Consider the following 26,777-nt stretch of genomic DNA (forward strand, 5'->3'; position numbering starts at 1 on the left):
GCCTCTGGCTGACATGGGATCAGACAGTCGCGTCACTTGCTGCTGACAACGCAACCCAGATCGCCGACGGTGGACGGGACCTGTCGCTTGCCATCGATGGGAATATAGGTCCGCTTGAGCATAACGGCGGAGCAGGATTTTCCAGAAACCTCGAAGTCGATCTCGTATCTGCGCTCTTTGACATTGTCGGCTTCTTTCAGAAACTTTAGTTCTTCCTTTCCGCGGGCAAGCCAATGGGACCAGTCATACTTGACGGTAATCCTGAGGATGTAGCTGCTATCACCCGTTTTCTCCGCGGCAGCGCATGTTTTCACATAGGTCCGCGTGTCGTCGTCCACCCATTCGGACGTCAGGCAGTTCGGTTTGCCACCCAAGTCCAATTTCACCATCCGGTTCATTGTGTCGAAACGCTCTGAATCCCGATCGATCATGGCAACGGGTGCGAACATCTTTCCATCCTTGATGACGATGCCGATGAAGTCCCGGAGTTTCCCGATCTTGTAGAGCACGGCATTCTTGGCGGAAGCGCCATGAGCCGAAAGAACGGACATGCCTATGGCCATGACGCCCATTGAAATTCGCTGACGCATTTCCACCCACCCACCGGAGACTGTCTTGAGATATACCGCCTGAAAGCTAGAAACTTCTTCTTGTCAGCACAAGTCTGTTTAGAGGTGGCGGGAACCTCATTTCGCCATCATCAACGCGACCGACGATCCCACCGGCCGCCTGATCTACGAGCACATGCTCGAAGCCCCCGCAGGCCTCTACGGCTCCGGCCTCGGCTCCAACTACCAGGCCCAGGGCCTCAAGCTCTCCAAGCACTTCCGCGCCGGGTGACGCCTGGCAGAAGCTTGACACATCCCGCGAACTATTGAATGAGTGCGGCCTCGGCGCTGCCCTGCGGGTATGATGTAATGGTAGCCTGTCAGCTTCCCAAGCTGAACGCGCGGGTTCGATTCCCGCTACCCGCTCCAGCCTGGAATTCTTTGCGCTGCTCCGGTTTTACAAACTCTGCTCCGCCTCCGACACCATTTGGTTTGTGACCACCGTCTTCGCGCCCGTCTGCGCCGGGCGATGTGCGGTCTTGTTCCAGAAGAAGGGATTGCTGCGCAGTTCGCGCACGGCGCGCCAGGCGGCGCGGGAGGCGAGCAGCCAGTAGACGGGCGTCAGCATCCATTTGCGTCCGACGGCCGCCCGTTCGGGCGGTGTCATGCCCGCCCGTCCAAGCGCGATGAAGATGGCGTAGCTGCCGAAAATGTTCGCCATGTCCATGATGAACAGTGTCAGTTGCATCGGCCCCACCGTATAGGCCTGCCCCGAGAGCAGCTGCCCGGTGATCACGGCGATATAGGCGACGACCAGCGGGTGGGCGAGCGAGGACAGGATGAGCCCGCCGATCAGCACCTGGAAGACGATGCTGGCGCCCAGCCCCATTTCCCTTATCAGCATGGAGGGGCGCCGCATCACCACCAGCCAGGTTTGCAGCCACCCCTTGAACCACCGGCTGCGCTGGCCGAGCCAGGCGCGGACCTCGGTCGGCGCCTCCTCGTAAGTCGGGCGGGTGAGCGTGCCGCAACGATAGCCTTTTCGGTAGAGTCGCAGGCCGAGATCAGCGTCCTCGGTGACATTGAACGGGTCCCAGCCGCCGACCGCCTGCAGGATGCGCGTGCGAAAATGGTTCGACGTGCCGCCGAGGGGCATCGGCATGCGCGCGGCGGCAAGGCGCGGCAACAACACCCGGAAAAGGCCCGCATATTCCAGCGCAAAGAGCGCGCTTACCCAGCTCTCCCGGGCATTGGTGATGACGAGCGGCGCCTGGAGGCAGACGATCTCCGGCGGGCCGGCCTCGAAGGTGCGCCAGGCTTCCTCCAGCTGCATCGGGTCGATGCGGTCTTCCGCGTCGTAGATCACGAGATACGCGCCGCGCGCCGCGCCGAGCGCATAGGTCAGCGCTTTCGGCTTGGTGCGCGGCCGCCCGGGCGGCACCGCCACCACCTCGTATTGCGGGCCAAGACGCGTGGCAGCCAGCGCATCGAGCGTCTCCTGGTCGTCCGCCTCGCAGATCAGCTTGATGTCGAGGCGGCTCGCCGGCCATTCAAGCCTGTCCAGCGTATCGATGAGCTGCGGGACGACCGCCGCCTCCCGGTAGAGGGCGATGAAGACCGAATATACGGGCCGGCGGCCGGCCGGGGGTGCCGGGCGCAGACGTTTCTGCTGCCGTTTCGTGGCGACGAGCGCCACGAGGCGGATGAAGAACGTGGCGAAGAAGAAGAAGCTGAGGACGATATGCAGCACGAGGAGCGCCGCCGTCGGCTCCGCGATGGTGAGCGCAAGTGTCAGCGTGAGCGCTGCGCCGGTGTAAAAGCCTTGCCGCCCCCATAGCGTGATGCGGGCGCTTGCCTCTGGCGCGCTGCCGAAGAGCCGGTCGACGCTTTCACGCAGCCGTCGCTTCCGGCCGGCCTGCCAGAGGGCGGACCGCAGGGCCGATGGTGTCGTTGCCGCAAGCGTCGTGCGCAGGTCCGGCGACTGCGCCAGCCGCTCCGCCAGATCGCCGAGCCGCGCCGCGTTCGGCACGATCGCGGTGACGGGCGGCCGCACGGGATGGCGCAGACGAACGACCGTGGGATCGAGAAGCTGGCTGTCGGCGCCCGCCATATCCTCCACCTGTGCGGGGTCGAGCTCGGGCAGGAAGGGAAGATCGAGGATCTCCGCAAGCGCTTCGTAATAGGTGCTTTCGAGAACCGCGCCGCTGGCCAGAAGTTCGGCCTCCAGCGTGGTGCCGTTGCGGTTCGCCCGCACCAGCATGTTCGATATCAGCACCTTGGAAATCCCGAGCTGGCGGAAGAGGTGCGCTTCCGTCAGGAATTTCGGCGGGACGGATGGATGCGCCGGCCGCGCCACATGACGTGCCGGCAGGACGCCGATTGCGGTAGCGAAAGCGATGTCGTCGGGATATTCTGCCAGTCGCATGCAGCCCTGCAGCCGCTTTCACGGCTGTCCCCATTTAAACCCCAAGTTGATTGTAATGTGGTCGCGCAAAATTTCATCCCCTAAAATTTATGGGTTCCTGGCGCTCTGCCTGTCGATGATGGCGGCCACGCCGCTGCCGGCCGTGGCGCAGGACCGCAGCACCGTCGATCTTCCGATCCTGTTCGACACGCGCGAGCGCATCGCCCGGCCGGATCTCTCGGGCATCGTGCGGCTACGCTTCCTGACGACGGTGGATTTTCCGCCCTTCAACTTCATCGACCAGACGGGCAAGCTCGCCGGCTTTCATGTCGATCTGGTGCGCGAGATCTGCCGCGAATTGCAGCTCACCGACAATTGCCAGATCCAGGCCGTGACCTTTCCGGAACTCGAAACCGCGCTGAGCGACGGCAACGGCGAGGCGATCGTTGCCGGCGTCGCCGTGACGGCGGACCTGCGCAAGCGCTTCGCCTTCTCGCGGCCGTTCATGCGCCTTCCCGCCCGGTTTGCCGTGGCAAAGGCGCGGCTGCCCGCCGGCGAGACGGCGGCCGCGCTCGACGGCAAGGCGGTGGGGGTCGTTGCGGCAAGCGCCCATGAGGCCATGTTGAAGGCCTTCTTCCCGCGTGTGGCGGCGCAGGCCTTTCCCGACCGCGCGGCGCTGCTTGCGGCCTTGAAGGACGGCAAGGTCGATGCGGTCTTCGGCGACGGCATGCAACTCGCCTTCTGGACGAGCGGTTCGGAATCGGCCGGTTGCTGCCGCCTGTTCGATGGCCCCTATCTGTCCGAGACGTTTCTCGGCGAGGGGCTGACGATCATGGTGCGCAAGGAGGACGAAGCCCTGGCCGGGGCCATGGATCATGCGCTTCTCGCCCTGTCGCGCAGCGGGCGCCTGCAGGAAATCTATCTGCGCTATTTCCCCATCAACCTCTACGGCGGGTGAGGGCGGGCGTTACTGGCTCGCCCAGATGATGCGGGCGATCCAGTCGACCTCTTCCATGTCGAAACTGCGGTTCGGATGCTCGGGATTGAGCGACAGGAGCTCGATGGCGCGCGGGCTCTGGCGGTGGAGCATCTTGGCCATGACCTCGCCCTCGCGCGTCTTGACGACCACCCGGTCGCCCCGGCGCACCTGCGCGCCCGGCTCGACGATCAGGATATCGCCGTCGCGGTAGAGCGGCAGCATGCTGTCGCCCTGCACCTCGAGCGCGTAGACGCCGGGCTTCCGGTCGGGAGAGGCGGGAAACTCCACCACATCCCAGCCCTGGCCGGCGGGAAAGCCGCCATCGTCGAAGAAGCCGCCGGCACCGGCCTGTGCGAAGCCGAGCAGCGGTATCGTGCCGGTCTGCGGCGGAAAGGCGCCCTGCGGCAGGCCGCTGTCGCGGCCCGTGTCGCCCAGCGCGAAGAATTCGTCGATGGTCGCGGATGTGGCGTCGAGCACCTTGGCGATGGATTCCGTCGAGGGCCAGCGCTGGCGGCCGTCGGCACCCTGCCGCTTCGACTTGTTGAAGGACGTCGGATCGAGCCCGGCGCGGCGGGCAAGCCCGGACGGGGAAAGACGGTTGCGCTCGGCGAGGGCGTCGATCGCCGCCCATATCCGGTCATGGGAAAACATACTGCGAAAACCCTGCCAAGGCGTTGGACCAGCCAAAGCCTGTCCGATGAGGCGGACTATAGCGAAGGACGTTTTTCGAGTAAAGAAAAAAGGATTATATTCCTTTTTCGCGTTTGGCGCGGTTCTCTGCCGCGATCCGCCGGGCCACGACGCTTTCGCGCCAGACGGTGAACATGCCGGCGCCCACGACGATCGCGGAGCCCAGCACCATGTTCACATTCAACGTCTCGCCGAAGACGGTAACACCGATGATCGCCGCCATCACCACCTGGAGATAGGTGAGGGGCTGCACGGCGGCGGCATTGAGCAGGTCGTAGGCGCGGATGAGGAAATAGTGGCTGGAAATGCCCGTCATGCACAACAGCCCCATCCAGAGCCAGTCGACGGGAATGAGGTTGGTCCAGAAGAACGGACCGATCAGCGAAAGCACCGCCGCGCCGGCAAGACCGGTGTAGAGAAAGCTCGTCAGCGAGGAATCGTCGCGGCTGGCGAGGCGTGTGGTGATGGCGTAGAGCGCAAACATCAGCGCGGCCGCCAGCGGCACGAGCACGCTGGAATCGAACGCGCCGTCCGTCGGGTTGATGATGATCAGCACGCCCAAGAGGCCCACCGAGATCGACGTCCAGCGCCGCCAGCCCACCCGCTCGCCGAGCAGCGGCATGGACAGGAGCGCGACGAAGATGGGGCCGGAGGCGAGGATCGCCTGGGTATGCGCGAGGCCGACGGCATTGAAGGCCGTGATGACGACGACGATCTGGAGCGCGAGCAGCGTGCCGCGCAGGATCTGGAGGAAGGGACGTTTCGACCGGATGGCGACCCCCAGCCCGCCGGAACTGCGCGCGGCCATGACCAAGGCGAAGGCTGCGAACGCCCAGAACCGCAGCATGGCGATGAAGATGGGCGAATAGAGGCTGCCGAGATGTTTTGAAATGGCATCCTGAAGGCTGAAGATCAGGATGGCCAGGAGGGTAAAGACGTAGCCGGTTCGTTTGGAGTCCATGCCCTTGCGCATATACCCGCAGCGCGGCGCTTGCACGCCGAAACTGCGTAAAACCGATATTTCGTGCCGGCTCCGGCGGCAAGGAAATTTTTCCTGCGCCTCTAGCTGTCGGCCTTGCCAGCACTATATTGCGCGATACACACACGCTGCCGCAGTCTTTCAAAAGAATCCGGGCGTTACGCTGATCCGCTGTTTTCAATCCAGCGGCGGAGCGATAATGTCCGGCGCATATGAAGCGGCGAAACCGGGGGGTGGAATGCCGATATCGAACGCCGCATTCGTGCGCTCGACCATAATTCTGTTCGTCGCCGGCGTTTTCGCACTGCTCGGCATTGTCGGTACATCGTTGTGGCTCGTCGGCAAGGTGCAGTCCTATTTCACCGGTTTCGTCGAACAGCGCGAGGCGCGCCGGGCGTCCGCCGATCTTCTTTCGATCCTCAAGGATGCGGAAACCGGGCAGCGCGGTTTCATCATCACGGGCGATCCGGCATTCCGCGCGCCCTATGACGACGCGCTGCGCGGGGTCGCGGAGCAGAAGCAGGCCTTTGCCGACAGACTGGCCGGGCTGCCCGAATATGCCGGGGACGCTGAACGCGTCCAGCAGCTGGTGGTCCAAAAACTCGACGAACTGGCCGGCACCGTCGACCTCATGTTGCAGGGTCGCCAGGCGGAAGCGATCGCGCAGGTCAAGACCGACCGCGGCCGCATGCTGATGGACGAAATCCGCGATCGTCTCGGCAACATCATGGACGATGCGGACGAGCAGCTGCGCAGGGGCGTGGTGGATACGCTGTGGTCGGCGGGCGCCCTTCAATGGACGACGGTGATCGGCGCCATCGCCATCATCACCGTGCTGGGCGGCGCCATCATCATCATCGTGCAGTATACCCGCGACAACCTCGCGGCGCGGCGCGAGGTGGAGCTGCTGAACGCCACGCTGGAGAAGCGCGTGGACGAGCGCACGGAGGAGCTGATCCGCGCCAACCAGGAAGTGCAGCGCTTCGCCTATATCGTCACGCACGACCTTCGTGCGCCGCTGGTCAACATCATGGGCTTTACCAGCGAGCTTCAGGCATCGCTCGCCGCCATCCAGAGCTATGTGCTCGCCGATGGCAAGACGCCGAGCGAGGCGGATATTCTCGAGGCGCGCCGTGCGGCGGGCGAAGACCTGCCGGAGGCGATCGGCTTCATCCGGTCCTCCACCAAGAAAATGGACGGGCTGATCAATGCCATCCTGAAGATTTCGCGCGACGGCCGCCGCGAGCTCAAGATCGAACGCGTCAATCTCAAGGGCCTCGTCGAGGCCGGTGCTGCCGCGGTCAACCATCAGGTGAGCGAAGCCGACGGCGTCATCACCATCGCCGACAACCTGCCGACGGTCGTGTCCGATCGGCTTTCGCTGGAGCAGGTGTTCGGCAATCTGTTCGACAATGCCATCAAGTACCGCTTGACCGAGCGGCCGTTGCGTATTTCAATCACAGCGCGCAATGCGGGTCGGGCAGGCTTCGTCATCGAATTCGCCGATAACGGCAGGGGTATCGCCCCTGAAGACCATGAGCGTGTCTTCGAGCTTTTCCGTCGCTCCGGCACACAGGACAAGCCGGGTGAGGGAATCGGGCTCGCCCATGTTCGTTCACTGATGCGAAATCTCGGTGGTGATATCGTCGTGAAATCCGAAATCGGGCAGGGGACGACGTTCGTTCTGCGTCTGCCGCCCGACCTCAGCAAAGTTGTCAGGAGTATGCAGGCATGAACGGATTGGGCAAGGAAGTCACCATCGTGATGATCGAGGACGATGAGGGCCACGCGCGTCTCATCGAGAAGAACATCCGCCGGGCCGGTGTGCACAACGAGGTCGTGCCCTTCACGAGCGGCACCGACGCGCTCGATTTCATACTGGGCAAGGACCGGTCCGGCATGGCGAGCGCGGGACGCTTCCTGCTGATCCTGCTCGATCTCAACCTGCCCGACATGTCCGGCATCGATATCCTCCAGAAGATCAAGACGAACACCCACACCAAGCGCCTGCCGGTCGTCATTCTCACGACGACGGACGACGAGCGGGAAATCCAGCGCTGTTACGATCTGGGCGCGAACGTCTACATCACCAAGCCGGTCGAGTATGAAAGCTTCGCGCATGCGATCCGTCAGCTCGGCCTGTTCTTCTCCGTGATCCAGATACCCGAGTCGCAGTGAATGAGAGAAGGTCCGTTCCGTCTCCTCTACATCGATGACGATCCGATCCTGGCGCGCCTCGCCGAGCGCGCGCTTGGCCGTGTCGGCTATGTCGTTGTGCACGCGGAGGATGTGGAACTGGGCCGCGAGCTGTTCGCCGAAGGCGGCTTCGACGCCGTGGTGCTCGATCATTTCCTAGCATCGGGCACCGGGCTTTCCTTTCTCAAGGAGCTCGCCAACGCGCCGGGCGCGGTGCCGGTCGTCTATGTGACGGGGTCCAACGACGCGCAGGTTGCCGTCGAGGCGCTGAAGGCCGGCGCTGCGGATTATGTCATCAAGTCCGTCGGCGACGATTTCATGCCGTTGCTGGCCAATGCGCTCGGCCAGGCGCTGGAAAACGCCCAGCTCAAGCGCCTGAAGCTGGAAGCCGAGCAGGAGATCCGCGCGGCCAAGGAGCGTGCGGAAGTGCTGCTGGCAGAGGTGAACCACCGCGTCGGCAACTCGCTGGCGCTGGCCGCCGCGCTCATCCGCCTGCAGATGTCGAGCGCCGTGGACGACGCGGTCAAGGAGGCGCTTTCCGAAACGCAGGCGCGCATTACCGCGATCGCCGGCATCCATCGCCGTCTCTATACGTCCGAGGATGTGCGCAATGTCGACATGGGCGCCTATCTCTCGACCCTTTTGACCGAGCTTGGGGCTTCCATGCAGGGCCAGGACCGCGATGTGCGGCTGAACCGCACGCTGGAGCCGCTGCATGTGCCGACCGATCGCGCGGTGTCGCTCGGCGTGATCGTGACGGAACTCGTCACGAATGCCTTCAAATATGCCTATGGCGAAACGGGCGGCGAAGTGCGCGTCGGCTTCACCCGGCTCGATGGCGAAAATGCACTGCTGTTCGTGGAAGACGACGGCATCGGCTGGCGCGGCGAAGGTCCCGTGCGCGGCACGGGCCTCGGCTCCAAGATCATCGGTGCCATGGCCACCAGCCTCGGGGCACGGCTCGACTATGCGGCGCGGGAAATCGGAACGCGCGCCGAACTGCTGGTGCGTATCGTCGAACCGTCGCGCTGACAAAATCCCGCCTCCTGGAAAACGGCACAGGCCGAGCGCCACGCGGCGGTTTCGCCCGTGGTTTCAAAAAGCATTCGGACGGGGCGCCGGAAGCTGCCTCGACTGAAAGATATTTAGGTGACACCTTCCGGCGCCCCGTTCGGCGGTTTTTGCCCGCGACTCCGGTCTCTCTGCAAAGATCGACATGGTGGTGTCCTTCGCCGGTTTCCGGAATGGCCAGTGCCGTTTGACATCCGTCGCGCACGCCTTGGCGCTCCGTGAAAGGTGTCTCCACCTCCCGGCCTGTTTCCAACCCGGCGGACGATGCCGACGCATCCGCCAGTCCCGATCCCCTTGTGTGCCGCACAGGCACGCCCGGCGCGCCGTTCGGGGCATGAAACGACAGGATCGGTCCGACATCCCGCCATTTCCCCCGTGTCGCCGGAGGGAGACCATTTTCCGCAAGCCCGTTGCATGAGGTTTCGCGTCATCCCCCCACGCCCCGCGCCGACCCCGCCTCGCCGCAACGCCTTGCGGTGTATCCGAGGGCGGGATGGAGGCATTGTAGGCACGGGTGGAGACGGCGGGGAAATCGAGGCGGGATTTTGTAGGTAAATCAGCGGGCGCGATGCGTTTGCGTCCCCGGATAAGGAACGGTGAGGACGGCGACGCATGCGGCTGTGGGTCCTCGGGTCGAGCCCGAGGATGACGCCAGAAGAGATGCGTGGGAAAAAGGCAGCCCCACGGTTTGTGGCGGATTGCATGGGGTGCAGGGCGAAGGAAAGCGCAAACAGATATTGCCGAGGCGGCCCGCCGGCCTAGTATCTCGTTGGAGAAAAGGAGGACAGCAGATGGAAACCAATGAACTGCATCGCGGCCGGCTGATCGACCATATCCAGCTCGTCGTGCGCGACCTTGAGGCCAGCCGGAGGTTCTATGAGGCGGTGCTCGGCGCGCTGAACATTCCGCTCGGCGGTGCGGAGGAGAAATATTTCTGGTTCGATGAGCTGTTCGTCTCCGGCAGCGACAGCGCGGCCGCGACAGGGGCCCTGACCGGGCGGCATCACCTGGCGTTCCAGGCTGCGGACGAGGCGATGGTGGAGGCCTTCTACAAAGCGGGCCTTGCTGCCGGCGGCACGGACAATGGCGCGCCGGGAAAGCGCGCCTATCATCCCGGCTATTTCGCCGCCTTCCTGCTCGACCCTGATGGCAACAATATCGAGGCGGTCTTCCACGGTCCGCACACGCGCAGCGCGCCGTCCGTAACGATCACGTTCTGACGGCAGCCGTTCAGCCGCCTGTCAGCAAACCGGCCTAGCAGGGCGTCAGGCTTTCAAGAAAGGTTGACGCCCATGGTTTATCGCATCCCCTCGCTTGCCGTTCTCGCCGCGCTCTGCCTCGCAGCTCCCGCATTCGCCGCAACGACCGTGAAAGTCGTCGAGGGCGGGGAGGGCGGCGGGCCGATGACGCTGTCGATCGATCAGCCGACGATCAAGGCCGGCGACGTCGTGTTCCAGGTCCACAACGACGCGGTAAGCGAAGAGCATGAGATGGTGTTGGTGAAGTTGAAATCGCCGGACCAGAAAATCCCTGTCGTCGCGGCAAAGCATCGCGTGGACGAGAAGAAGCTGAAGAGCCTGGGCGAGGTCGCCGACCTCAAGCCGGGCGCAGACGGGATGCTGAAGGCAAAGCTGCAACCCGGCACTTATCTTCTGCTCTGCAATATCAAGGGCCACTACGAGGCCGGCATGCATGCCAGGCTCGTTGTGACGAAATAGGCGGCGCGATCAGCGCTTCCTGGCGGCTGCGGGCTTCTTGCTCTTGGCCGCCGGCTCGGCTTTCTCCTGAATGGCCTCCTGCTCCAGACGCAGGGCACGCAGGCGTGCGGTCTTCTTCTCGCGGGCGGTCGCTTCGCTGGCAATGATGGTGCGCGCGGCACTGTCCGTTGCGGCAGCCTTGGCCTGCGAGGAAGGTTTGACCGGGGCGGAAAGCATATCCTTGGTCATGTCCATGATATCACCTTTCTGAACCGTTCTGGGCGGGCTTGCCGGGTGACGCGGTCGTCACCCGGTGCAATTGTCAGCGTCCCGGACGCACTGCCTTCTTGGGCGCGGGCAGCAGGCCTTCGCGCTGCATCTTCTTGCGCGCGAGCTTGCGCTGGCGGCGCACGGCCTCGGCCTTTTCGCGCACGCGCTTTTCCGACGGCTTTTCAAAGGCGCTGCGCGCTTTCATTTCGCGGAAGAGGCCTTCGCGCTGCATCTTCTTCTTCAGCACACGCAGTGCCTGATCGACATTGTTGTCTCTGACGAGAACCTGCAAGGTATGTCCTTTCTCGCGGCATAGCCGCACTGGGTGGGATTTCGCAGCGGCAATCCGGTCCGGATTACCGCGCGGGGCGGATGGTGAGCGGTTTCAGCCAGGGGCTGCCCGCACGGGGCGCTTCGCGCTTTCCGTTCGTGCGCGGCGCGCCGGCGGTCTTGTCGCCCGCCTCGATGTCGCTCTGCACGATGCGGCGTTCGAAATTCTCGCCTTCCAGACGCACACGATACTGAACCTCGCCGTGGTCCGCCGGCAGCACGCCGACGATGCGGCAGGCCCGTTCACCCGTGGTCGCGCGCGAGAGGCCGGCCCTGAGGACGACGTGGTCTCCGATGGCGTAGGTTTTACGGCTCATGAAAATCTCCTTTGCGGGTGCCCGCAAGGTTGTCGAAACAAAAAGGCCGGGCGTTACCCCGACCTCTTCCCGTCATTCGAACTCTTCACTGCCAGTACATCCGTGGTCAGCGAGGAGGAACGACAATTCTTATGCGGCGCGGAGGCCGTCGGCAGAGTTCTTGCCGGACTTGCGGTCACGGACGATGTCGTACGTGATCTTCTGGCCTTCGTTCAGCGAGCCCATGCCCGCACGTTCGACAGCCGAGATATGCACGAACACGTCGGTCGAGCCATCGTCAGGCTGAATGAAGCCGAAGCCTTTGGTGCTGTTGAACCACTTTACGGTACCTGAATTCATAACGATATCCTTTTCATCGCTAGTGTAACCGGGAGATGTTTTTCCCGTTATTGATCGATCTTGAAAGGAAATCTGACGAAGAGCAGGGCTCGGTGGCAAAGGTCGCAAGCAGTTATCGATGGCTTCTATATAAAGTTTATTCCCGATAATGCAATGGTTTTGCAAAATTTTTCTGGAGAGATTTGGACGAGACGCCGGAAAATACGGTGATCTGCCGCCGTTTTTCAAAATTCAATTTACCGAAAACGCCGTTTTATTTTTGCTTGAAATCAGGGTGCGCAAAAGAAAAGGGCGGCCCAAAAGCCGCCCCGGGTTCCCGTATGCAGTACGGCGCGCTCAGGCGGCCTTCTTCGCCTCCGGCGCAAAGCGGCCGTAGAAGGTTTCGCCCTTGGCGGCCATGTCCTTCAGGAGCGGCGTCGGCTGGAAGTGGCTGCCGTATTGGGCGGCCAGTTTCTCGCAGAGCGCCACGAAGGCCTTCACGCCCATGCCGTCGATGTAGGACAGCGTGCCGCCGGTATAGGGGGCGAAGCCGAAACCGAGAATGGAGCCGACATCGGCCTCGCGCGGATCGGTGACGATGCCTTCTTCCATGGTGCGGGCGGCTTCCAGCGCGATGGTGACGAGCAGGCGCTCCTTCAGCACCTGGATATCGACATCCTCTGGCTTCTGTTGCGGGTAGAGGTCCTTCAGGCCGGGCCAGAGCTTCTTCTTCTGCGGCTTCAGCGGGTAGTCGTAGAAGCCCTTGCCGGCCTTGCGGCCGAGACGGCCTTCGCCTTCCACCAGCTTCGTCACCAGTTCCATGTGGCGCGGATCGACAGACTGGGGCCCCAGATCGGCAATGGAGGCCTTGAAGATCTTGTAGGAGAGATCGACGGCCACCTCGTCGTTGAGCGACAGGGGGCCGACCGGCATGCCGGCCATCTTGGCGGCATTCTCGATCATCGCCGCCGGCACGCCTTCGATCAGCATGTCATAGGCTTCGGCCATGTAGCGGAAGACGCAGCGGTTGACGTAGAAGCCGCGCGTATCGTTGACGACGATCGGCGTCTTCTTGATGGCGGCGACGTAATCCAGCGCGGTGGCGAGCGCCTTGTCGCCCGTCTCCTTGCCCAGGATGACCTCCACCAGCATCATCTTCTCGACCGGCGAGAAGAAGTGGATGCCGATGAACTGGTCCGGCCGCTTCGAATTCCTGGCGAGGCCCGTGATCGGCAGCGTCGAGGTGTTGGAGGCGAAGATGGCGTCCTCGCGCAGCACGGCCTCGATCTTCTCGGTCACCTCCTTCTTGACCGTGCGGTCCTCGAAGACCGCCTCGATGACGAGGTCGGCATCGGCGAGCGCGGCATAATCGGGGGTCGGTGTGATGAGGGACAGCAGCTTTTCGCCGTCCTCCCTGGACATGCGGCCCTTGCCGATGGCGCCGGTGACGAGGCCTTCGGAATGGGTCTTGCCCTTGTCGGCGGCCTCCTGGTCGCGGTCGATGAGGACCACCGGGATGCCGGCGGCGGCCGTCACATAGGCGATGGAGGCGCCCATGAAGCCGGCGCCGACGACGGCGACCTTCCTGAACTCCGCCTTGGGAATGCCGGCCGGACGGCGCGCGCCCTTGCCGAGCTCCTGCATGGAGATGAACAGCGACCGGATCATCGAGAAGGCTTCGGTCGTCTGGAGGATATGGGTGAAGTAGCGCTGCTCGATCCTCAGGCCCGTCTCGAACGGCACCTGAAGGCCTTCATAGACGCATTTCAGGATGGCGAGCGCGCCCGGATAATTGCCCGCGGTCTCGCGGCGCAGGATGGCGGGGGCGGCCGGCCAGAGCTGGGCGGAGGCGGGCGTCCAGATGCCGCCTCCGGGGGCCTTGAAGCCCTTCTCATCCCAGGGCTGGACGGGTTTCAGGCCGTCCTTGATCATCTGCTTGGCAGCGGGGATGAGCTCACCGGGCTCGACGACCTGATGCACGAGGTTCATCGCCTTGGCGCGCGCGCCGGTCAGCGACGAGCCGGTCGTCATCATCTGCAGCGCGTCCTGCGCGTTGGCAAGGCGCGGCACGCGCTGGGTGCCGCCGGCGCCGGGGAAGATGCCGACCTTGACCTCGGGCAGCGCGATCTTGACCGACTTGGCATTCGAGGCCACGCGGCCGTGGCAGGCGAGCGACATTTCGAAGGCGCCGCCCATGCAGGTGCCGTTGATGGCGGAGACCCAGGGCTTGCCCGATGTCTCCAGCTTGCGGAACAGCCAGGTCATGCGGCCCGTGGTTTCGAACAGTTTCTGCACGGCGGTCGCGGGATCGGCGGCCTGCGCGTCCTTCAGGAGGTCGAAGCTCGCCTTGATCATCGAGAGATCCGCGCCGCCGGAGAAGGAGGACTTGCCCGACGTGATGACCGCACCCTTGACGGCGCTGTCGGCCGCGACCTGGTCGATGATCTTGTCCAGCTCGTCCATCACCTCGACGGTGAAGACGTTCATCGACTTATCGGGCATGTCCCAGGTGACCAGCGCAATGCCGTCGGCGTCGGTCTCGATGGTGAAGTTCTTGTATGCGCTCATGATGGGATTCCTCTCCCTTGAAATCGATGTGGCTTCACACGCTGTCCTCTCCTCCGTCATGGTCGGGCTTGAACCCGACCATCCAGTTCCGGGCTGTGGATCCTCGGGTCAAACCCGAGGATGACGACCGGAGAGAGCGTGGCTTACCTCTCTCAAACCCGTTCGATGATCGTCGCCGTGCCCATGCCGGCGCCGATGCACAGTGTCACGAGGGCAGTGTTGAGGTCGCGGCGTTCCAGTTCGTCGAGCACGGTGCCGAGGATCATCGCGCCGGTCGCGCCGAGCGGGTGGCCCATGGCGATGGCGCCGCCATTGACGTTGATCCTGTCGTGCGGGATGTCGAAGGCCTGCATATAGCGCAGGACGACGGCGGCGAAGGCTTCGTTGAGTTCGAAGAGGTCGATGTCGGAAAGCTGCATGCCGGTGCGGGCGAGCAGCTTTTCCGTGACGTCGACCGGGCCCGTCAGCATCAGCGCCGGATCGGAGCCGATATTGGCGAAGGCCTTGATGCGGCCGCGCGCCTTCCTGCCGAGGATCGCGCCGCCTTCCTTCGAGCCGAGCAGCACGGCGGCGGCGCCGTCGACGATGCCGGAGGAATTGCCGGCATGGTGCACATAGTTGATGCCTTCGATTTCCGGATGCGCCTGGATGGCGACGGCCTCGAAGCCGCCCATCTCGCCGGGCATCTGGAAGGACGGCTGCAACTGCGCGAGCGCCTGCATGTCGGTGCCGGGGCGCATGTGCTCGTCACGGTCGAGGATGACGAGACCGTTGATGTCCTTCACCGGCACGACGGAATTGTTGAAGTAGCCGCTCTGCCAGGCATGGGCGGCGCGCTTCTGGCTCTCGACGGCATAGGCATCGACATCGTCGCGGGAGAAGCCGTATTTCGTGGCGATCAGGTCGGCGGAGACGCCCTGCGGCATGAAATAGGCCGGGAAATTGACCGAGGGGTCCATGAACCAGGCGCCGCCCGACATGCCGAGCCCGACGCGCGACATGGATTCCACGCCGCCGGCGACGACGAGGTCGTCGGCGCCCTGCGCGATCTTCGCCGCGCCGAAATTCACGGCATCGAGGCCTGAGGCGCAGAAACGCGAGATCTGCATGCCCGGCGCCTTCGTGGAGTAGCCGGCCTCGAAGGCTGCGGCCTTCGGGATGACGGCGCCAGCATCCATGACGGGATCGACGCAGCCCATGATGATGTCGTCGACCTTCTCCGTGTCGAGGCCGTTGCGGTCACGCACCGCCTCCAGAACCTTCGCCGCAAGCCGCACGGACGGCACTTCGTGCAGCGATCCGTCCTTCTTGCCGCGCCCGCGCGGGGTGCGCACATGATCATAGATGAAGACGTCGGTCATTCTCTTCTCCCTGGCGGCTTGCCGCTCTCCAAACCGTTCGACTACTCGAAGAATGCGGCAACGCGAGCCAGCGCTTCTTCCACGATGAAAGCTGGGGCCTTTTCGACGAAGCGGCCGCCCCGGGCCTTGATGTCAATGCTGCGCATTTGGTGACACAGGATCACCCCGTTTGCCTGGGTTCCGGCTCCCGACAAGGAAACCGTAAACCCTTTTGCCCGCGCAAATTCGCCGCCACTGGTAATCGGCGCGATGATCTGGACCCCGAGATTGTTGAACGGGCGGGGGGAGAGAATGAGCACATACCGGGCCTTTGCTTGTTCACGGCCCCGCGTTGGCTCCAGATCGGCAAACCAGATGTCGCCCCTGTCCATCAGATAATCTCGTTTCCGACGGCGGGAGCGTCCATCCATTCGCGCTCTTCTTCACTCCAGGGCGCATCGAAGTCGCATTGCGCGATGAGTTCTTCGAGCGTGTATTTCGGGCGCTTGCGAGGAATGGCGACGATCTTGCCATCCTGTACCGAAATATCGAGCTTCGTATTGGCTTCTATGCCAAGTTCCTCAAGCACCGGCTTGGGCACGGTCATCATCACCGATCCGCCGACATTGCGCAGTGTAGACGTTGCCATCGTCACCTCCATGAAAAGTTATACGAATATATAACTTTCCTCCTCCGCTCACAATCCGCTCAGAATGCCTCCGCCGCCAGTTCCATCACCGTGTCCGCGCCGGCCTCGATGCGGGTCTTGCGCAGGGCGGTTTCCGGCATCAGGCGCTCCATGAAGAACTTGGCCGTGACGAGCTTGTTCTTCAGGAAATCCTCCCGTTCGCCCGCACCGCCGGCCAGGCCCGCTTCCGCGGCCTTGGCGATCTTCGCCCACATGTAGCCGATGACGACGAGGCCGAAGAGGTGCATGTAATCGGTCGAGCCGGCGCCGGCATTGTCGGGCTTGGCCATGGCGTTCTGCATGAACCACATGGTGGAGGCCTGAAGGTCGTTCAAGCCCTTCTTGAGACCCTTCGTGAAAGGCGCAAGCGCCTCGTCGCTGCGGTTCTCCTCGCAGAAATCGCCGATTTCCTTGAATAGCGCCATGACGGCGCGGCCGCCGTTCATGCCGAGCTTGCGGCCGACGAGGTCGAGCGCCTGGATGCCGTTGGCGCCCTCGTAGATCATGGCGATGCGCGCATCGCGCACATACTGGCTCATGCCGTGCTCTTCGATATAGCCGTGGCCGCCGAAGACCTGCTGGGCCATGACGGCGTGGTCGAAGCCCTTGTCGGTGAGCACGCCCTTGAGGATGGGGGTCATCAGGCCGAGGATGTCGTCGGCCGCCTGGCGCTCGGCCTCATCGGCGGAACGATGGGCGATATCCGATTTCAGCGCCGTCCACAGCGTGAAGGCGCGGCCGCCCTCCGTCCAGGCCTTGATGGTCATCAGCGTGCGGCGGATATCGGGATGCACGATCAGCGGATCGGCCTTGCCGTCCGGGTTCTTGGCGCCGGAGAGCGAACGGCCCTGGAGGCGTTCGCGGGCATACTGGGCGGCGTTCTGGTAGGCGATTTCGGCGATTGACAGGCCCTGGAGGCCGACGCCGAGGCGGGCCTCGTTCATCATGACGAACATGGCGTTGAGGCCCTTGTTCTCTGTGCCGATGAGGAAACCGGTCGCCTCGTCGTAATTCATGACGCAGGTGGCGTTGCCGTGGATGCCCATCTTGTGTTCGATCGCACCGCAGGTGACGCCGTTGCGCTCACCCGGCGTGCCGTCGTCCTTCAGGATGAATTTCGGCACGATGAAGAGCGAGATGCCCTTGGTGCCCTCCGGCGCGCCTTCGATGCGGGCGAGGACGAGATGCACGATATTCTCCGACATGTCGTGCTCGCCGGCGGAGATGAAGATCTTCTGGCCTGAGATCCTGTAGGAGCCGTCGGGCTGCGGCACGGCCTTGGTGCGCAGCAGGCCGAGGTCGGTGCCGCAATGGGGTTCCGTCAGGTTCATGGTGCCGGTCCAGGTGCCCTCGACCATCTTCGGCAGGTAGGCGGCCTTCTGCTCCTCGGAACCGTGCACCAGGATCGCGGCGATCGCGCCCTGCGTGAGGCCCGGATACATGGTGAGCGCCATGTTGGCCGACGACATATATTCGCCCACGGCGGTGTGCAGCACGTAAGGCAGGCCCTGGCCGCCGAATTCCTCCGGCACGGCAAGGCCGATCCAACCGCCCTGGCGATAGAGATCGTAGGCTTCCCTGAAGCCCTTCGGCGTCGTCACCGTGGCGTCGTCCGCGCGCTTGCAGCCTTCCTGATCCCCGGAAAGGTTGACGGGAAACAGCACTTCTTCGGCAAGTTTGGCGGCCTCGCCGGCAATCGCCTCCACCATGTCGCCCGTCGCGTCCGCAAAGCCGGGCAGGTTGTTGTAGCGCTCCAGCGACAGGACGTCGTTCAGGATGAAAAGCGTGTCATTCACGGGGGCCTTGTAAATCGGCATCGTCTGCGTTCCTCACCTATCCCGCGGACCTCGGTCCGCTCCTTGAGAAGGATAGTATGAAATTTTGACGTTTGCGTAAACGTCAAAACGCACGGTGTGACGAAATTCTCATTCCGGGCGGGGACGGGGACGGTAACGATCGCTGTCGTGTTCAGCCGCGGCGAAGCTTCGCGGGCACGTTGCGGTGCCACAACGGGGCGCACCGCCTTGCCAAAGCCAGTCTATGAGCAAATCGTTAAAAAAATTCCGCGCGGGTTAACCCCTTGTTTACCACGTTTCATGAATTGTGGCGCCTGAGGGCGTGGGATCGGGAATCATTTCGGCTTTCCTCTGCGGTGCCTGGATCGGGGATCCGGGTGAGGCAGGGACGGTACGGTTTCCCGCAAAACGCAGGAAGGGCGCAGCCGGGCGGGCCGCGCCGTCAAGGGTATCTCCCGGCAGGCCGGTGGCCGCCAAAGCGAGGCAAGATGAACGGATCGCGAAACCCGCAACGTCATGGCGAACGGTCTTCGCTCGACGCGCTCAATCGCACCATCGAGGGGCTGGAAGCCCGCATCGAGGGGCTGATGGGCGGCCGCGATCCGCGCGGGCGTGCCGAAGAGCGCTATACGCCGCGTGCTGAACAGTCCCGCTACGAGCCGCAGCGCAACCTTCCGTTGCGCGAGGATCCGGTTTCGGAAATCCTGCAGCGCCAGCGCGCCATCGACGGCACGCGCGAGCGCGCCGCCCAGCGTGCCGAGCGCCGCCCGCTCTCGACCGATCACCATGCCGCCGCCCAGCAGGCGCAGGCCGCCTATGGCAGCCATTCGGCCACCGCGCCGGCGCGCGGCGACAATTCCATCGAGGATATCGCTAAGGCGCTCGTTTCGCTGCGTCAGGACCTCAAGAAGGATATCGCCGACGGGCTGGAACGCGAGATGCACACGCTGCGCTCCGAAATCCGCGGCATCCGCCAGATGGCCGAAGGCCGCGGCAACACGGACGATCTGCGCGCCGAACTGCAGCGCCTCGCCACCGGCATCAACCAGCTCGGCCGCCAGTCCGGCCATACGGATGGCCTGCGCGTCGAGTTCGACGAGCTGCGCTCCGTGCTCGACGGGCTGGCGCGCGAGGATTCCGTGCGCCGCATGGAAGACCGCTGGAACGGCGTCGAGCAGAAGCTGTCGGTCTTCGACCAGGCGCGCGACGACGAGCTCGTGGCACTGGCCTACCGCCTCGACGAGCTGAAGAACCAGATCAGCGCGATGAGCGCCACGCCCGCCATCCGCGCGCTGGAAGACAAGATCGAGATGATCGCCGACGCGATCGACGGCCTCGGCCGCCGCGTCGAACCGGATGGCGGCCGCTTCGTGACGGCCGTCTCCTCGCAGTTCGAGGGGCTCGACGCGCGCCTCGACGAGATCACCCGCGCGATTGCCGCCGCCGGGCGCATGCAGCAGGGCGCGTCCGCAGACACCGGCATGATGCAGCGCCTCGAAGGCCGGATCGCCGACCTTGCCGGGCAGCTCGACATGATCGCCCGCCGTCCGGCGCCCGCGCAGGAACAGGGTCTGGGCCTGCGTCTGGAGGCGCTGGCCAGCCGGATCGAGGAACTGTCGAACGAGCGCACGGCGCTGCGCCTCGAAGAGCGCATCGAAGAGCTGTCGCGCATGCTGGAGCAGAGCCAGCAGGTCACGCCGCTCGTCGGCGGCGACGAGCTTGCCTATTACCTCTCCGACATTTCCCGCAAGATCGACGCGCTCGATCAAGGCAGCGTCAACGGCGAGCTCGCCGAGCGTCTCGATACGCTCGCCCGCCGCATCGACCGGCTCGATACGCCCGTCGGCAGCCCGTTCCAGGAGGATCGTTTCTCCGAGATCGAGGGACGCCTCACCGCCATCGCCGACCGGCTGGACGCCACCCGCACGGCGCCCGCAAGCGACCATGAAGCGCTGCGCGGGCTGGAAGCGCAGATCGCCCACCTTTCCACGCTGATCGGCACGCCCTCCGCGCCGGCGGCCTTCGGCGGCGTGCCGTCGGATGTCGAAAGCCGGCTCGCCACCATCGAAGACTATATGGCGACCAATGACGAATATATCGTCGAGGCGGCCCGCCAGGCCGCCGAAGCCGTCATGGAGGCCTATCGCCACGCCGGCCCGGCCGTTGCCGGCAACACCGACATGGACGCGATCGCCGGCCTTGCTTCCGACCTGCGTGCGCTCGAGGAGCTGACGCGGTCGAGCGAGGACCGCACGGCGCGCACCTTCGACGCGCTTCACGAGACGCTGGTGCAGATCGCCGGCCGGCTTGAGGATTTCGACGCGCCGCGCGAAAGCTTCGGCCGCCGCGAACCCGCCGCCATGCCGCGTGCCGAAATGCCGGCGATGGAAACCGCCTACGCCGAAAGCGTCGGCGCTCACGACTATCCGTTCGACGATGATGGTTTCGGCACGCAGCAGCGCCGCAACGCCCCTGTCGACGACCATGAGGAAACCCGCTTCCCGGAGATCGCGGTCGAGCACATCCCCGCCCCGGAACGCGAGGAGCAGCACGACGCGCTGGCCTCTGCCGCCGAAGCCGATCTCTCCGACGATGGCGTCCGGGACGAGCAACCCAAGGGCCTGCTGGCCGGCCTGAAGCGGCGGCTGTCGCCCGGCCGCAAGGAGCCTGCCGCGCGGCCGGTCGAGCGGCAGCATATCGAGCCGACGCCGTCGCTCGATGCGGCCGACGAACTGGCGCCTGAGGTAGCCAACGAACTTCTCGAGCCCGGCTCGGGCACGCCCGACGTCCGGCGCATCCTGGAGCGCGTGCGCGCCGGCCAGGCCTCCGGCAACCGTTCGAGCGCCGCAACCGAGACGGACAAGGCCGATTACATCGCCGCCGCCCGCCGCGCCGCGCGCCTTGCCGCCGAGGAAAGCGATGCGATGGCCCGCGTCGCCCCGGCGAAGAAGGGCGAAAAGCCCGCCAAGGACGCGAAGCCGGCATCGGGATCGGCCTTTGCCCGTCACCGCCGGCCGATCCTTCTGGCCGTCGGCGCGGCACTGCTCGCCATCATGTCCTATCCGCTCGTCAACACGCTGGTGCGCGGCGACAGCGCGCCCGTCGTCATCGAGCAGACGGCGGTGAGCGGTGAGAATACCACGCCCGCCGCCACCGAAACGGGCGAAGCGGCAACGGCGAATGCCGGCACGCCGGTCGCCGGCGAAAAGGCCGTGACCGATCCGGCCCCGGCAGAGCGCAATATTGACGGCACGAACACCGCCGACGGCACCACACCGATGTCCGCCTCCACGCGGGGTGCCGATATGCTGACCACGCCCTCGGTGACCGAAGACGCCGACACTGCCGGCTTCGAACCGGTGACGACGCCGGAAGCGGCGCCGCTGGCCGGCCAGGACAATGTGAACGCAACGCAGGAGGCCGCGCCGGTCGACCAGACGCAGACGGCGGCGATCGTCGTTCCCGAAGCGATCACGCCCGCATCGCTGGCCACGGCGGCCAAGGGCGGCGATCCGCTCGCCCTGTTCGAAATCGGCGCGCGCTACACGGACGGTCGCGGCGTCGCGGTCGATCTCAAGGAAGCCGCCCGCTGGTACGAGCTTGCCGCCGCCCGCGGATTCGCACCGGCCGAATACCGGCTCGCCAATCTCTACGAAAAGGGCCAGGGCGTCGAACGCGACCTGGAGCATGCCCGCAAGCTCTACGAGGTCGCGGCCAACAAGGGCAATGCGAGCGCCATGCACAATCTCGCCGTCCTGCTCGCCACCGGCATCGGCAACGCGGCGCCGGATTTCGACGGCGCGGCGAAGTGGTTCCAGAAGGCCTCCGAACTCGGCGTGCGCGACAGCCAGTTCAACCTCGCCATCCTCTATGCGCGCGGCAACGGCGTGAAGCAGGATCTGGAAGAATCCTACAAGTGGTTCGCCATCGCCGCCCGCGACGGCGACCGCGACGCCGCCGGCAAGCGCGACGAGGTGGCCAACGCCATGCGCCCCGAGCAGCTGACCAGCGCCAAGGCGAAGGTCGAGCTGTGGAAGCCGCAGCCGCTCGATGAAAAGGCCAACTCCGCCGAACTGCCGGACGAATGGGCCGGCGCGGCGGTCAAGACCGCCAGCGTCGACATGAAGAAGGCCATCCGCAACATCCAGGCCATCCTCAACAACAACGGCTTTAATGCCGGCACGCCGGATGGAGAGATGGGCAACAAGACGGTGGCGGCCATCAAGGCCTTCCAGAAATCCGTCGGCCAGAAGCAGACGGGCGAGATCGACGACGCGCTCGTCACCGAGCTTCTGAAGCGCAACAAGCAGCCGGGCTGACCGGCTTTTCGCGAAGGGCCCCGAACAGGGGCCCTATTCGGTTGACACGCCCCCAACCCGCAGGCATGACAAAAGCCAAGCCGAATGTCGTTCACGCCATGTAAAGAAGGCTGTGGCATTTTGAATGCACGGCATGATTCCATCCATAAATCGGCCCTGATTTACGGAATTATGCGGTGCAAATCTAAAGCCGCTTCAGGATGATATCCGTTCCTCAAACGTTATCATTGTGACGGCGGCCATGGTGGGCCGGAAGGCAGCCGCCGTGTGACGAATTCTTGCGTGATGCAAGGCGTGACCAGCCGTGACGGGGGCATCCCCTTCAACGACGGGGCGCTTTCCTGCATTCGCAGCCTGCCGAAGAGGCGCCGCGGCGGCAGGCATAGGGTGAAAAGCGACTGCCAAGGTAAGCCCGCAAGGGCAAAACTGCCGATCGGGGTTCCGTTGTGACTGTCTACCTGCCCATTGCAGAGCTCTCGGTGAACATCTTCATCATTCTGGGCATGGGTGCGGCCGTCGGTTTCCTGTCCGGCATGTTCGGCGTCGGCGGCGGCTTCCTGATCACGCCGCTGCTCATCTTCTACAATATCCCCCCCGTCGTCGCGGTTGCGACCGGCGCAAACCAGGTCGTCGCCTCGTCCATGTCCGGCGCCCTCTCGCATTTCCGGCGCGGCACGCTGGATGTGAAGCTCGGCACGGTGCTGCTCTTCGGGGGTCTTGCGGGCGCGACCGTCGGCATCTGGATCTTCGCGTTGCTGCGCAGCGTCGGCCAGCTCGATCTCGTCATCTCGCTGCTCTATGTCGTGCTGCTCGGCACGGTCGGCACGCTGATGCTGCTCGAAAGCATCCGCGCCATGCGCCGCTCGGCGAGCAACCAGCCCGTCTCGCTGCGCCGGCCCGGCCAGCACAACTGGGTGCATCGCCTGCCGCTGAAGATGCGTTTCAAGAAATCAAAGATCTATCTCAGCGTCATCCCCGTTATCGGGCTGGGCTTCTGCATCGGCATCCTCACCTCCGTCATGGGTGTCGGCGGCGGCTTCATCATGGTGCCGGCGATGATCTACCTGCTGCGCATCCCCACCAATGTCGTCGTCGGGACCTCGCTGTTCCAGATCATCTTCGTCACCGCCTATACGACCGTGGTGCAGGCCACGACCAACTATTCCGTCGATATCGTGCTCGCCTTCATCCTGATGGTGGCGGGCGTGATCGGCGCGCAATACGGCGTGCGGGTCGGGCAGAAGCTGCGCGGCGAACAGCTTCGCGCGCTGCTCGCCCTGCTGGTGCTCGCCGTCGGCGCCCGTCTCGCCGTCGACCTGGTGGTCACGCCCGACGATGTCTACTCGGTCATCAGCGAGGGGGTCTATCGATGAGAGCCCTTGCCTTGCTCCTGCTGCTCTTCGTCAGCCTCGTGTCTCTTGCCGCCGCGCAGGAAGACAGGCCGGCCGAAGCGCTCGAGAAGCTGGAAATCGGCATCTCCACCGACGAGATCGCCATTTCCTCGGATTTCCGCGGCGCGGACCTGACGATCTTCGGCGCGATCGAAGGGTACGATCCGGCTTTGCTCGCCCAGCGCAAATACGACATCGTCGTGGCGCTGGAGGGGCCGAAGGACAACAACACGGTGCGCATCAAGGAGCGCGTCTTCGGCATCTGGGTCAACCGCCGCTCGATGACCTTCGAACTGGTGCCGGAATCCTATTCGCTGTCGAGCACGCGCGATGTCGAGACCATCGCCGATCCCGCCGTGCTGAACGGCGTGGGCGTCGGTATCCAGCATATCCGTCTTACGCCCGTCGGCTTCGTCGGCGACGGCAGCAACCTTACGGAGTTCCGGGACGCGTTCCGCCGCCTGAAGGAGAGCGGCGGCTTCTACCAGCGTGATCCGGGCGGCGTGCAGTTCATCAGCGCCAGCCTGTTCAAGGCCACGGTGAAGCTGCCGGCAAACGTGCCCAACGGCACCCATATCGTGCGCGCGCATCTTTTCCGCGATGGCGTCTTCATCTCGGAAAAGGCGCTGCCGCTGCGCGTCATGAAGACCGGTATCGAGCAGATGATCTCGACGGCGGCCTATGACCATTCGCTGGCCTATGGCGCGTTCTCGGTGTTCCTGGCCGCGCTGACCGGCTGGCTGGCGAGCGTCGTGTTCCGCAAGGATTGATCGCCCGGGCAGCGCCCGTGGCGATAAACATTTCTTGAAATGATGTGTTGAAACAAATCACGCTTTCGCACCCTTGCGACGTCAGGGTGGCGCGCGTCCAAGCGGGCCATCATGTTCGATCAACAAGGGAACCACCATGCGCACGACCAGCTTCTTCCTCGCCGGAACCATGCTTGCCGCCACGCTTCTTGCGGCGCCGGCCTTTGCCCAGACCGCACGCACCGCCGAAACCGGCCAGGCAAATGCGCCCGACCAGAAGCCGGCTTTCGAAGGCCAGACGCGCGCGACGCTGCCCGACAGCACGCCCGAGATCGCCGTCGATGTGGTGGCGCAGGGCCTGCCGCATCTCTGGGCCATGGAGTTCCTGCCGGACGGGCGCATGCTCGTGACGGCCAAGGAAGGCACCATGCACGTCGTTTCGCAGGAGAACGGCGAGGCGAGCCCTGCGATTGAAGGCGTGCCGGAGGTAATGTCCGACGGGCAGGGCGGCCTGCTCGATGTGGCGCTGGCCCCGGATTTCGAAAGCTCCAACCGCATCTACTTCTCCTATTCGGAGCCGCGCGAGGGCGGTAACGGCACGTCGGTGGCGTCCGCGACGCTGGCCGAGCAGGACGGGAAATTCTCGTTGCAGGATGTGAAGGTCATCTTCCAGCAGATGCCGACCTATGACGGCGACAAGCATTTCGGCTCGCGTCTGGTCTTCGGGCCGCAGGGTGAGCTCTATGTCACCGTCGGCGAACGGTCCGACGCCGAAACCCGCGTCGGCGCGCAGGATCTCGGCAGCGGCTTCGGCAAGGTCTTCCGTCTCGATGCGGAAGGCAAGGCGCATGCCGACAATCCGTTCGCCACGCAGGACGGCGCGTTGCCGGAGATCTGGAGCTACGGCCACCGCAACCTGCAATCGGCGACCCTCGACGGACAGGGCCGTCTCTGGACGGTCGAGCACGGGCCGAAGGGCGGCGATGAGCTGAACCGCCCGGAGGCCGGCAAGAACTACGGCTGGCCGAAGGTGACCTACGGCGTCGAATATAGCGGCGGCAAGGTGGGCGAGGGCATCACCGCGCTCGAAGGCACCGAGCAGCCGGTCTATTATTGGGATCCGGTGATCGGCCCGTCCGGCATGGCCTATTACGACGGCGACGCGATCCCGGAATGGAAGGGCGCCTTCCTGATCGGCGGCCTCGTCAGCCAGGGCCTCGTGGTGCTGCACATGGACGGCGACAAGGTGGCGCATGAAGAGCGCGTTCCGCTCGACGCCCGTATCCGCGACGTGAAGGTCGCGTCCGACGGTTCGGTCTTCGCCGTGACGGAACCGCGCGGCGGCGGCGAATCGACGATCCTGCGGCTGGTGAAGCGCTAGGGCGCCGGCGCTCAGCCGCGCAGATTGGCAAACCGCACGGAGTAGATACGGTCGCGGCCGAGCATGTGGGCGACCAGGCTTGGCCGGTCGAAAAGACCGGTCATCGCCCGGTGGCGCAGGTCGAGCCCGCCCGTCATGATCCCGAAGGCCGGCATCAGCAGGCGCCGGCCATCGGTGGCGAAGCACGGCCGCCGCACCGCCTTTTCGCGGCGGATGACGGTGGCGGCGGGATGAAGATGCCCGGCGATCTCCCCTTCCGGCGCGATGAGCGACGGTTCGTGGCGAAAGGCGAGCCCGGCATAATGCAACTCGTCGGCCGACTGGCCCGGCAGGTTCACAGTGCCGTCGGGGTCGTGGTTGCCGTTGATCCAGATCCATTCGCGGCCGTGCGCCAGTTCCACGATCTTCGCGCGGAAGATCTCCGGCAGGTGGGCGGAACCGATGCGGTCGTGGAAATTGTCGCCGAGGCTGATGACGATGGCCGGGTCGTGCCTTCGGATGACCGCTTCCAGCACCTTCAGCGTGGCGAGCGTATCATAGGGCGGCAGCATCATGCCGCGGCGGGCAAAGGCGGCGCCCTTTTCGAGGTGCAGGTCGGAGACGACGAGCAGGCGGGTTTCCGGCAGGTAGAGCGCGCCCAGCGGATCGCAGACGGCCTCGACGCCGGCAATGACGGTGCGCGCGGAAACCGCGCCGAAATCCTGTATCTCCGTCGATGCCAATGCCAGTCGCTGCACGCCTTCGTC

Annotated in this window: 25 protein-coding genes and 1 tRNA gene; 12 read left to right on the forward strand and 14 right to left on the reverse strand. The window is 64.5% G+C overall.

The genetic code is table 11. The annotated features are described in order from the left end of the window. Positions 1-32: 32 nt before the first annotated feature. Positions 33-590, reverse strand: coding sequence for a hypothetical protein (locus K6301_RS00820; RefSeq protein ID WP_247218671.1), 558 nt, complete (start codon positions 588-590; stop codon positions 33-35). A 106-nt stretch (positions 591-696) separates the two neighbouring features. Between K6301_RS00820 and K6301_RS00825 the strand changes: the two genes are divergently transcribed. Beyond that, the gene (locus K6301_RS00825) at positions 697-840 is read left to right on the forward strand and encodes a 2'-deoxycytidine 5'-triphosphate deaminase domain-containing protein (protein WP_343298946.1); all 144 of its coding nucleotides are present in this window, start codon (positions 697-699) and stop codon (positions 838-840) included. Between the two features lie 63 nt (positions 841-903). Next, positions 904-977 (forward strand) — tRNA-Gly (locus K6301_RS00830). A gap of 28 nt (positions 978-1,005) precedes the next feature. Here K6301_RS00830 and K6301_RS00835 read toward each other — a convergent pair. Further along, entirely contained in the window at positions 1,006-2,973 is a 1,968-nt protein-coding gene (locus K6301_RS00835; protein ID WP_247218673.1) for a glycosyltransferase family 2 protein, read from the reverse strand. A 55-nt stretch (positions 2,974-3,028) separates the two neighbouring features. Here K6301_RS00835 and K6301_RS00840 point away from each other — a divergent pair, with 55 nt between their 5' ends. Then, entirely contained in the window at positions 3,029-3,910 is an 882-nt protein-coding gene (locus K6301_RS00840) for a transporter substrate-binding domain-containing protein (RefSeq protein ID WP_343298936.1), read from the forward strand. 9 nt (positions 3,911-3,919) lie between these two features. Here K6301_RS00840 and K6301_RS00845 read toward each other — a convergent pair whose 3' ends face one another. Beyond that, positions 3,920-4,582 carry a S24 family peptidase gene (locus tag K6301_RS00845; protein ID WP_241947386.1) on the reverse strand — a complete coding sequence of 221 codons (663 nt, stop codon included), beginning with the start codon at positions 4,580-4,582 and terminating at the stop codon, positions 3,920-3,922. 94 nt (positions 4,583-4,676) lie between these two features. After that, on the reverse strand, positions 4,677-5,582 hold the full coding sequence (locus K6301_RS00850) for a DMT family transporter (protein ID WP_247218676.1): 906 nt from the start codon (positions 5,580-5,582) through the stop codon (positions 4,677-4,679). A 256-nt stretch (positions 5,583-5,838) separates the two neighbouring features. Here K6301_RS00850 and K6301_RS00855 point away from each other — a divergent pair, with 256 nt between their 5' ends. The 5 genes from K6301_RS00855 (at position 5,839) to K6301_RS00875 (ending at position 10,585) form a co-directional block, all read left to right on the forward strand. After that, positions 5,839-7,335, forward strand: coding sequence for a sensor histidine kinase (locus tag K6301_RS00855; RefSeq protein ID WP_247218677.1), 1,497 nt, complete (start codon positions 5,839-5,841; stop codon positions 7,333-7,335). Then, positions 7,332-7,778: a response regulator gene (locus K6301_RS00860; protein ID WP_269470863.1), complete on the forward strand. Its 447-nt coding sequence runs from the start codon at positions 7,332-7,334 to the stop codon at positions 7,776-7,778. Before K6301_RS00855 ends, K6301_RS00860 begins: the two co-directional genes overlap by 4 nt. Then, on the forward strand, positions 7,779-8,828 hold the full coding sequence (locus K6301_RS00865) for a sensor histidine kinase (RefSeq protein ID WP_247218678.1): 1,050 nt from the start codon (positions 7,779-7,781) through the stop codon (positions 8,826-8,828). It abuts the gene before it with no gap. Between the two features lie 830 nt (positions 8,829-9,658). Further along, positions 9,659-10,087, forward strand: coding sequence for a VOC family protein (locus tag K6301_RS00870; protein WP_247218679.1), 429 nt, complete (start codon positions 9,659-9,661; stop codon positions 10,085-10,087). Between the two features lie 72 nt (positions 10,088-10,159). Next, positions 10,160-10,585 carry a sulfocyanin-like copper-binding protein gene (locus tag K6301_RS00875; protein WP_247218680.1) on the forward strand — a complete coding sequence of 142 codons (426 nt, stop codon included), beginning with the start codon at positions 10,160-10,162 and terminating at the stop codon, positions 10,583-10,585. Positions 10,586-10,594: 9 nt separating this feature from the next. Here the strand turns inward: K6301_RS00875 and K6301_RS00880 are convergent, their stop codons facing one another. The 9 genes from K6301_RS00880 to K6301_RS00920 form a co-directional block, all read right to left on the reverse strand. Then, positions 10,595-10,819 carry a hypothetical protein gene (locus K6301_RS00880; RefSeq protein WP_247218681.1) on the reverse strand — a complete coding sequence of 75 codons (225 nt, stop codon included), beginning with the start codon at positions 10,817-10,819 and terminating at the stop codon, positions 10,595-10,597. Between the two features lie 67 nt (positions 10,820-10,886). Next, positions 10,887-11,126, reverse strand: a complete 240-nt coding sequence (gene rpsU / locus K6301_RS00885) for a 30S ribosomal protein S21 (RefSeq protein ID WP_247218682.1) — start codon at positions 11,124-11,126, stop codon at positions 10,887-10,889. A gap of 64 nt (positions 11,127-11,190) precedes the next feature. Further along, positions 11,191-11,481 (reverse strand): cold-shock protein, encoded by a 291-nt coding sequence (locus tag K6301_RS00890; protein WP_247218684.1) that lies wholly within the window; start codon positions 11,479-11,481, stop codon positions 11,191-11,193. Between the two features lie 129 nt (positions 11,482-11,610). Next, on the reverse strand, positions 11,611-11,820 hold the full coding sequence (locus K6301_RS00895) for a cold-shock protein (protein WP_134650825.1): 210 nt from the start codon (positions 11,818-11,820) through the stop codon (positions 11,611-11,613). A 336-nt stretch (positions 11,821-12,156) separates the two neighbouring features. After that, positions 12,157-14,367, reverse strand: a complete 2,211-nt coding sequence (locus K6301_RS00900) for an FAD-dependent oxidoreductase (protein WP_247218686.1) — start codon at positions 14,365-14,367, stop codon at positions 12,157-12,159. Between the two features lie 152 nt (positions 14,368-14,519). Beyond that, positions 14,520-15,728: an acetyl-CoA C-acetyltransferase gene (locus K6301_RS00905; protein ID WP_247218688.1), complete on the reverse strand. Its 1,209-nt coding sequence runs from the start codon at positions 15,726-15,728 to the stop codon at positions 14,520-14,522. Positions 15,729-15,769: 41 nt separating this feature from the next. Next, the gene (locus tag K6301_RS00910) at positions 15,770-16,099 is read right to left on the reverse strand and encodes a type II toxin-antitoxin system PemK/MazF family toxin (RefSeq protein ID WP_247218690.1); all 330 of its coding nucleotides are present in this window, start codon (positions 16,097-16,099) and stop codon (positions 15,770-15,772) included. Then, entirely contained in the window at positions 16,099-16,356 is a 258-nt protein-coding gene (locus tag K6301_RS00915; RefSeq protein WP_247218692.1) for an AbrB/MazE/SpoVT family DNA-binding domain-containing protein, read from the reverse strand. Before K6301_RS00915 ends, K6301_RS00910 begins: the two co-directional genes overlap by 1 nt. A gap of 59 nt (positions 16,357-16,415) precedes the next feature. After that, positions 16,416-18,212, reverse strand: a complete 1,797-nt coding sequence (locus K6301_RS00920) for an acyl-CoA dehydrogenase C-terminal domain-containing protein (protein ID WP_247218695.1) — start codon at positions 18,210-18,212, stop codon at positions 16,416-16,418. A gap of 467 nt (positions 18,213-18,679) precedes the next feature. Here K6301_RS00920 and K6301_RS00925 point away from each other — a divergent pair, with 467 nt between their 5' ends. From K6301_RS00925 to K6301_RS00940, 4 genes are all read left to right on the forward strand, one after another. After that, positions 18,680-22,510, forward strand: a complete 3,831-nt coding sequence (locus tag K6301_RS00925) for a peptidoglycan-binding protein (protein ID WP_247218696.1) — start codon at positions 18,680-18,682, stop codon at positions 22,508-22,510. A gap of 446 nt (positions 22,511-22,956) precedes the next feature. After that, positions 22,957-23,883 carry a sulfite exporter TauE/SafE family protein gene (locus tag K6301_RS00930; protein ID WP_247218697.1) on the forward strand — a complete coding sequence of 309 codons (927 nt, stop codon included), beginning with the start codon at positions 22,957-22,959 and terminating at the stop codon, positions 23,881-23,883. Then, positions 23,880-24,671, forward strand: coding sequence for a TIGR02186 family protein (locus K6301_RS00935; RefSeq protein WP_247218698.1), 792 nt, complete (start codon positions 23,880-23,882; stop codon positions 24,669-24,671). Before K6301_RS00930 ends, K6301_RS00935 begins: the two co-directional genes overlap by 4 nt. A gap of 136 nt (positions 24,672-24,807) precedes the next feature. Continuing rightward, positions 24,808-26,031, forward strand: coding sequence for a PQQ-dependent sugar dehydrogenase (locus K6301_RS00940; RefSeq protein ID WP_247218699.1), 1,224 nt, complete (start codon positions 24,808-24,810; stop codon positions 26,029-26,031). A gap of 11 nt (positions 26,032-26,042) precedes the next feature. On the opposite strand, the gene pdeM is transcribed toward K6301_RS00940, so the two are convergent. Continuing rightward, positions 26,043-26,768, reverse strand: coding sequence for a ligase-associated DNA damage response endonuclease PdeM (gene pdeM, locus K6301_RS00945; protein WP_425475360.1), 726 nt, complete (start codon positions 26,766-26,768; stop codon positions 26,043-26,045). Positions 26,769-26,777 lie beyond the last annotated feature (9 nt).

Origin of the sequence: Shinella oryzae (assembly GCF_023038235.1) — a bacterium.
GTDB classification, from domain to species: Bacteria; Pseudomonadota; Alphaproteobacteria; order Rhizobiales; family Rhizobiaceae; genus Shinella; species Shinella sumterensis.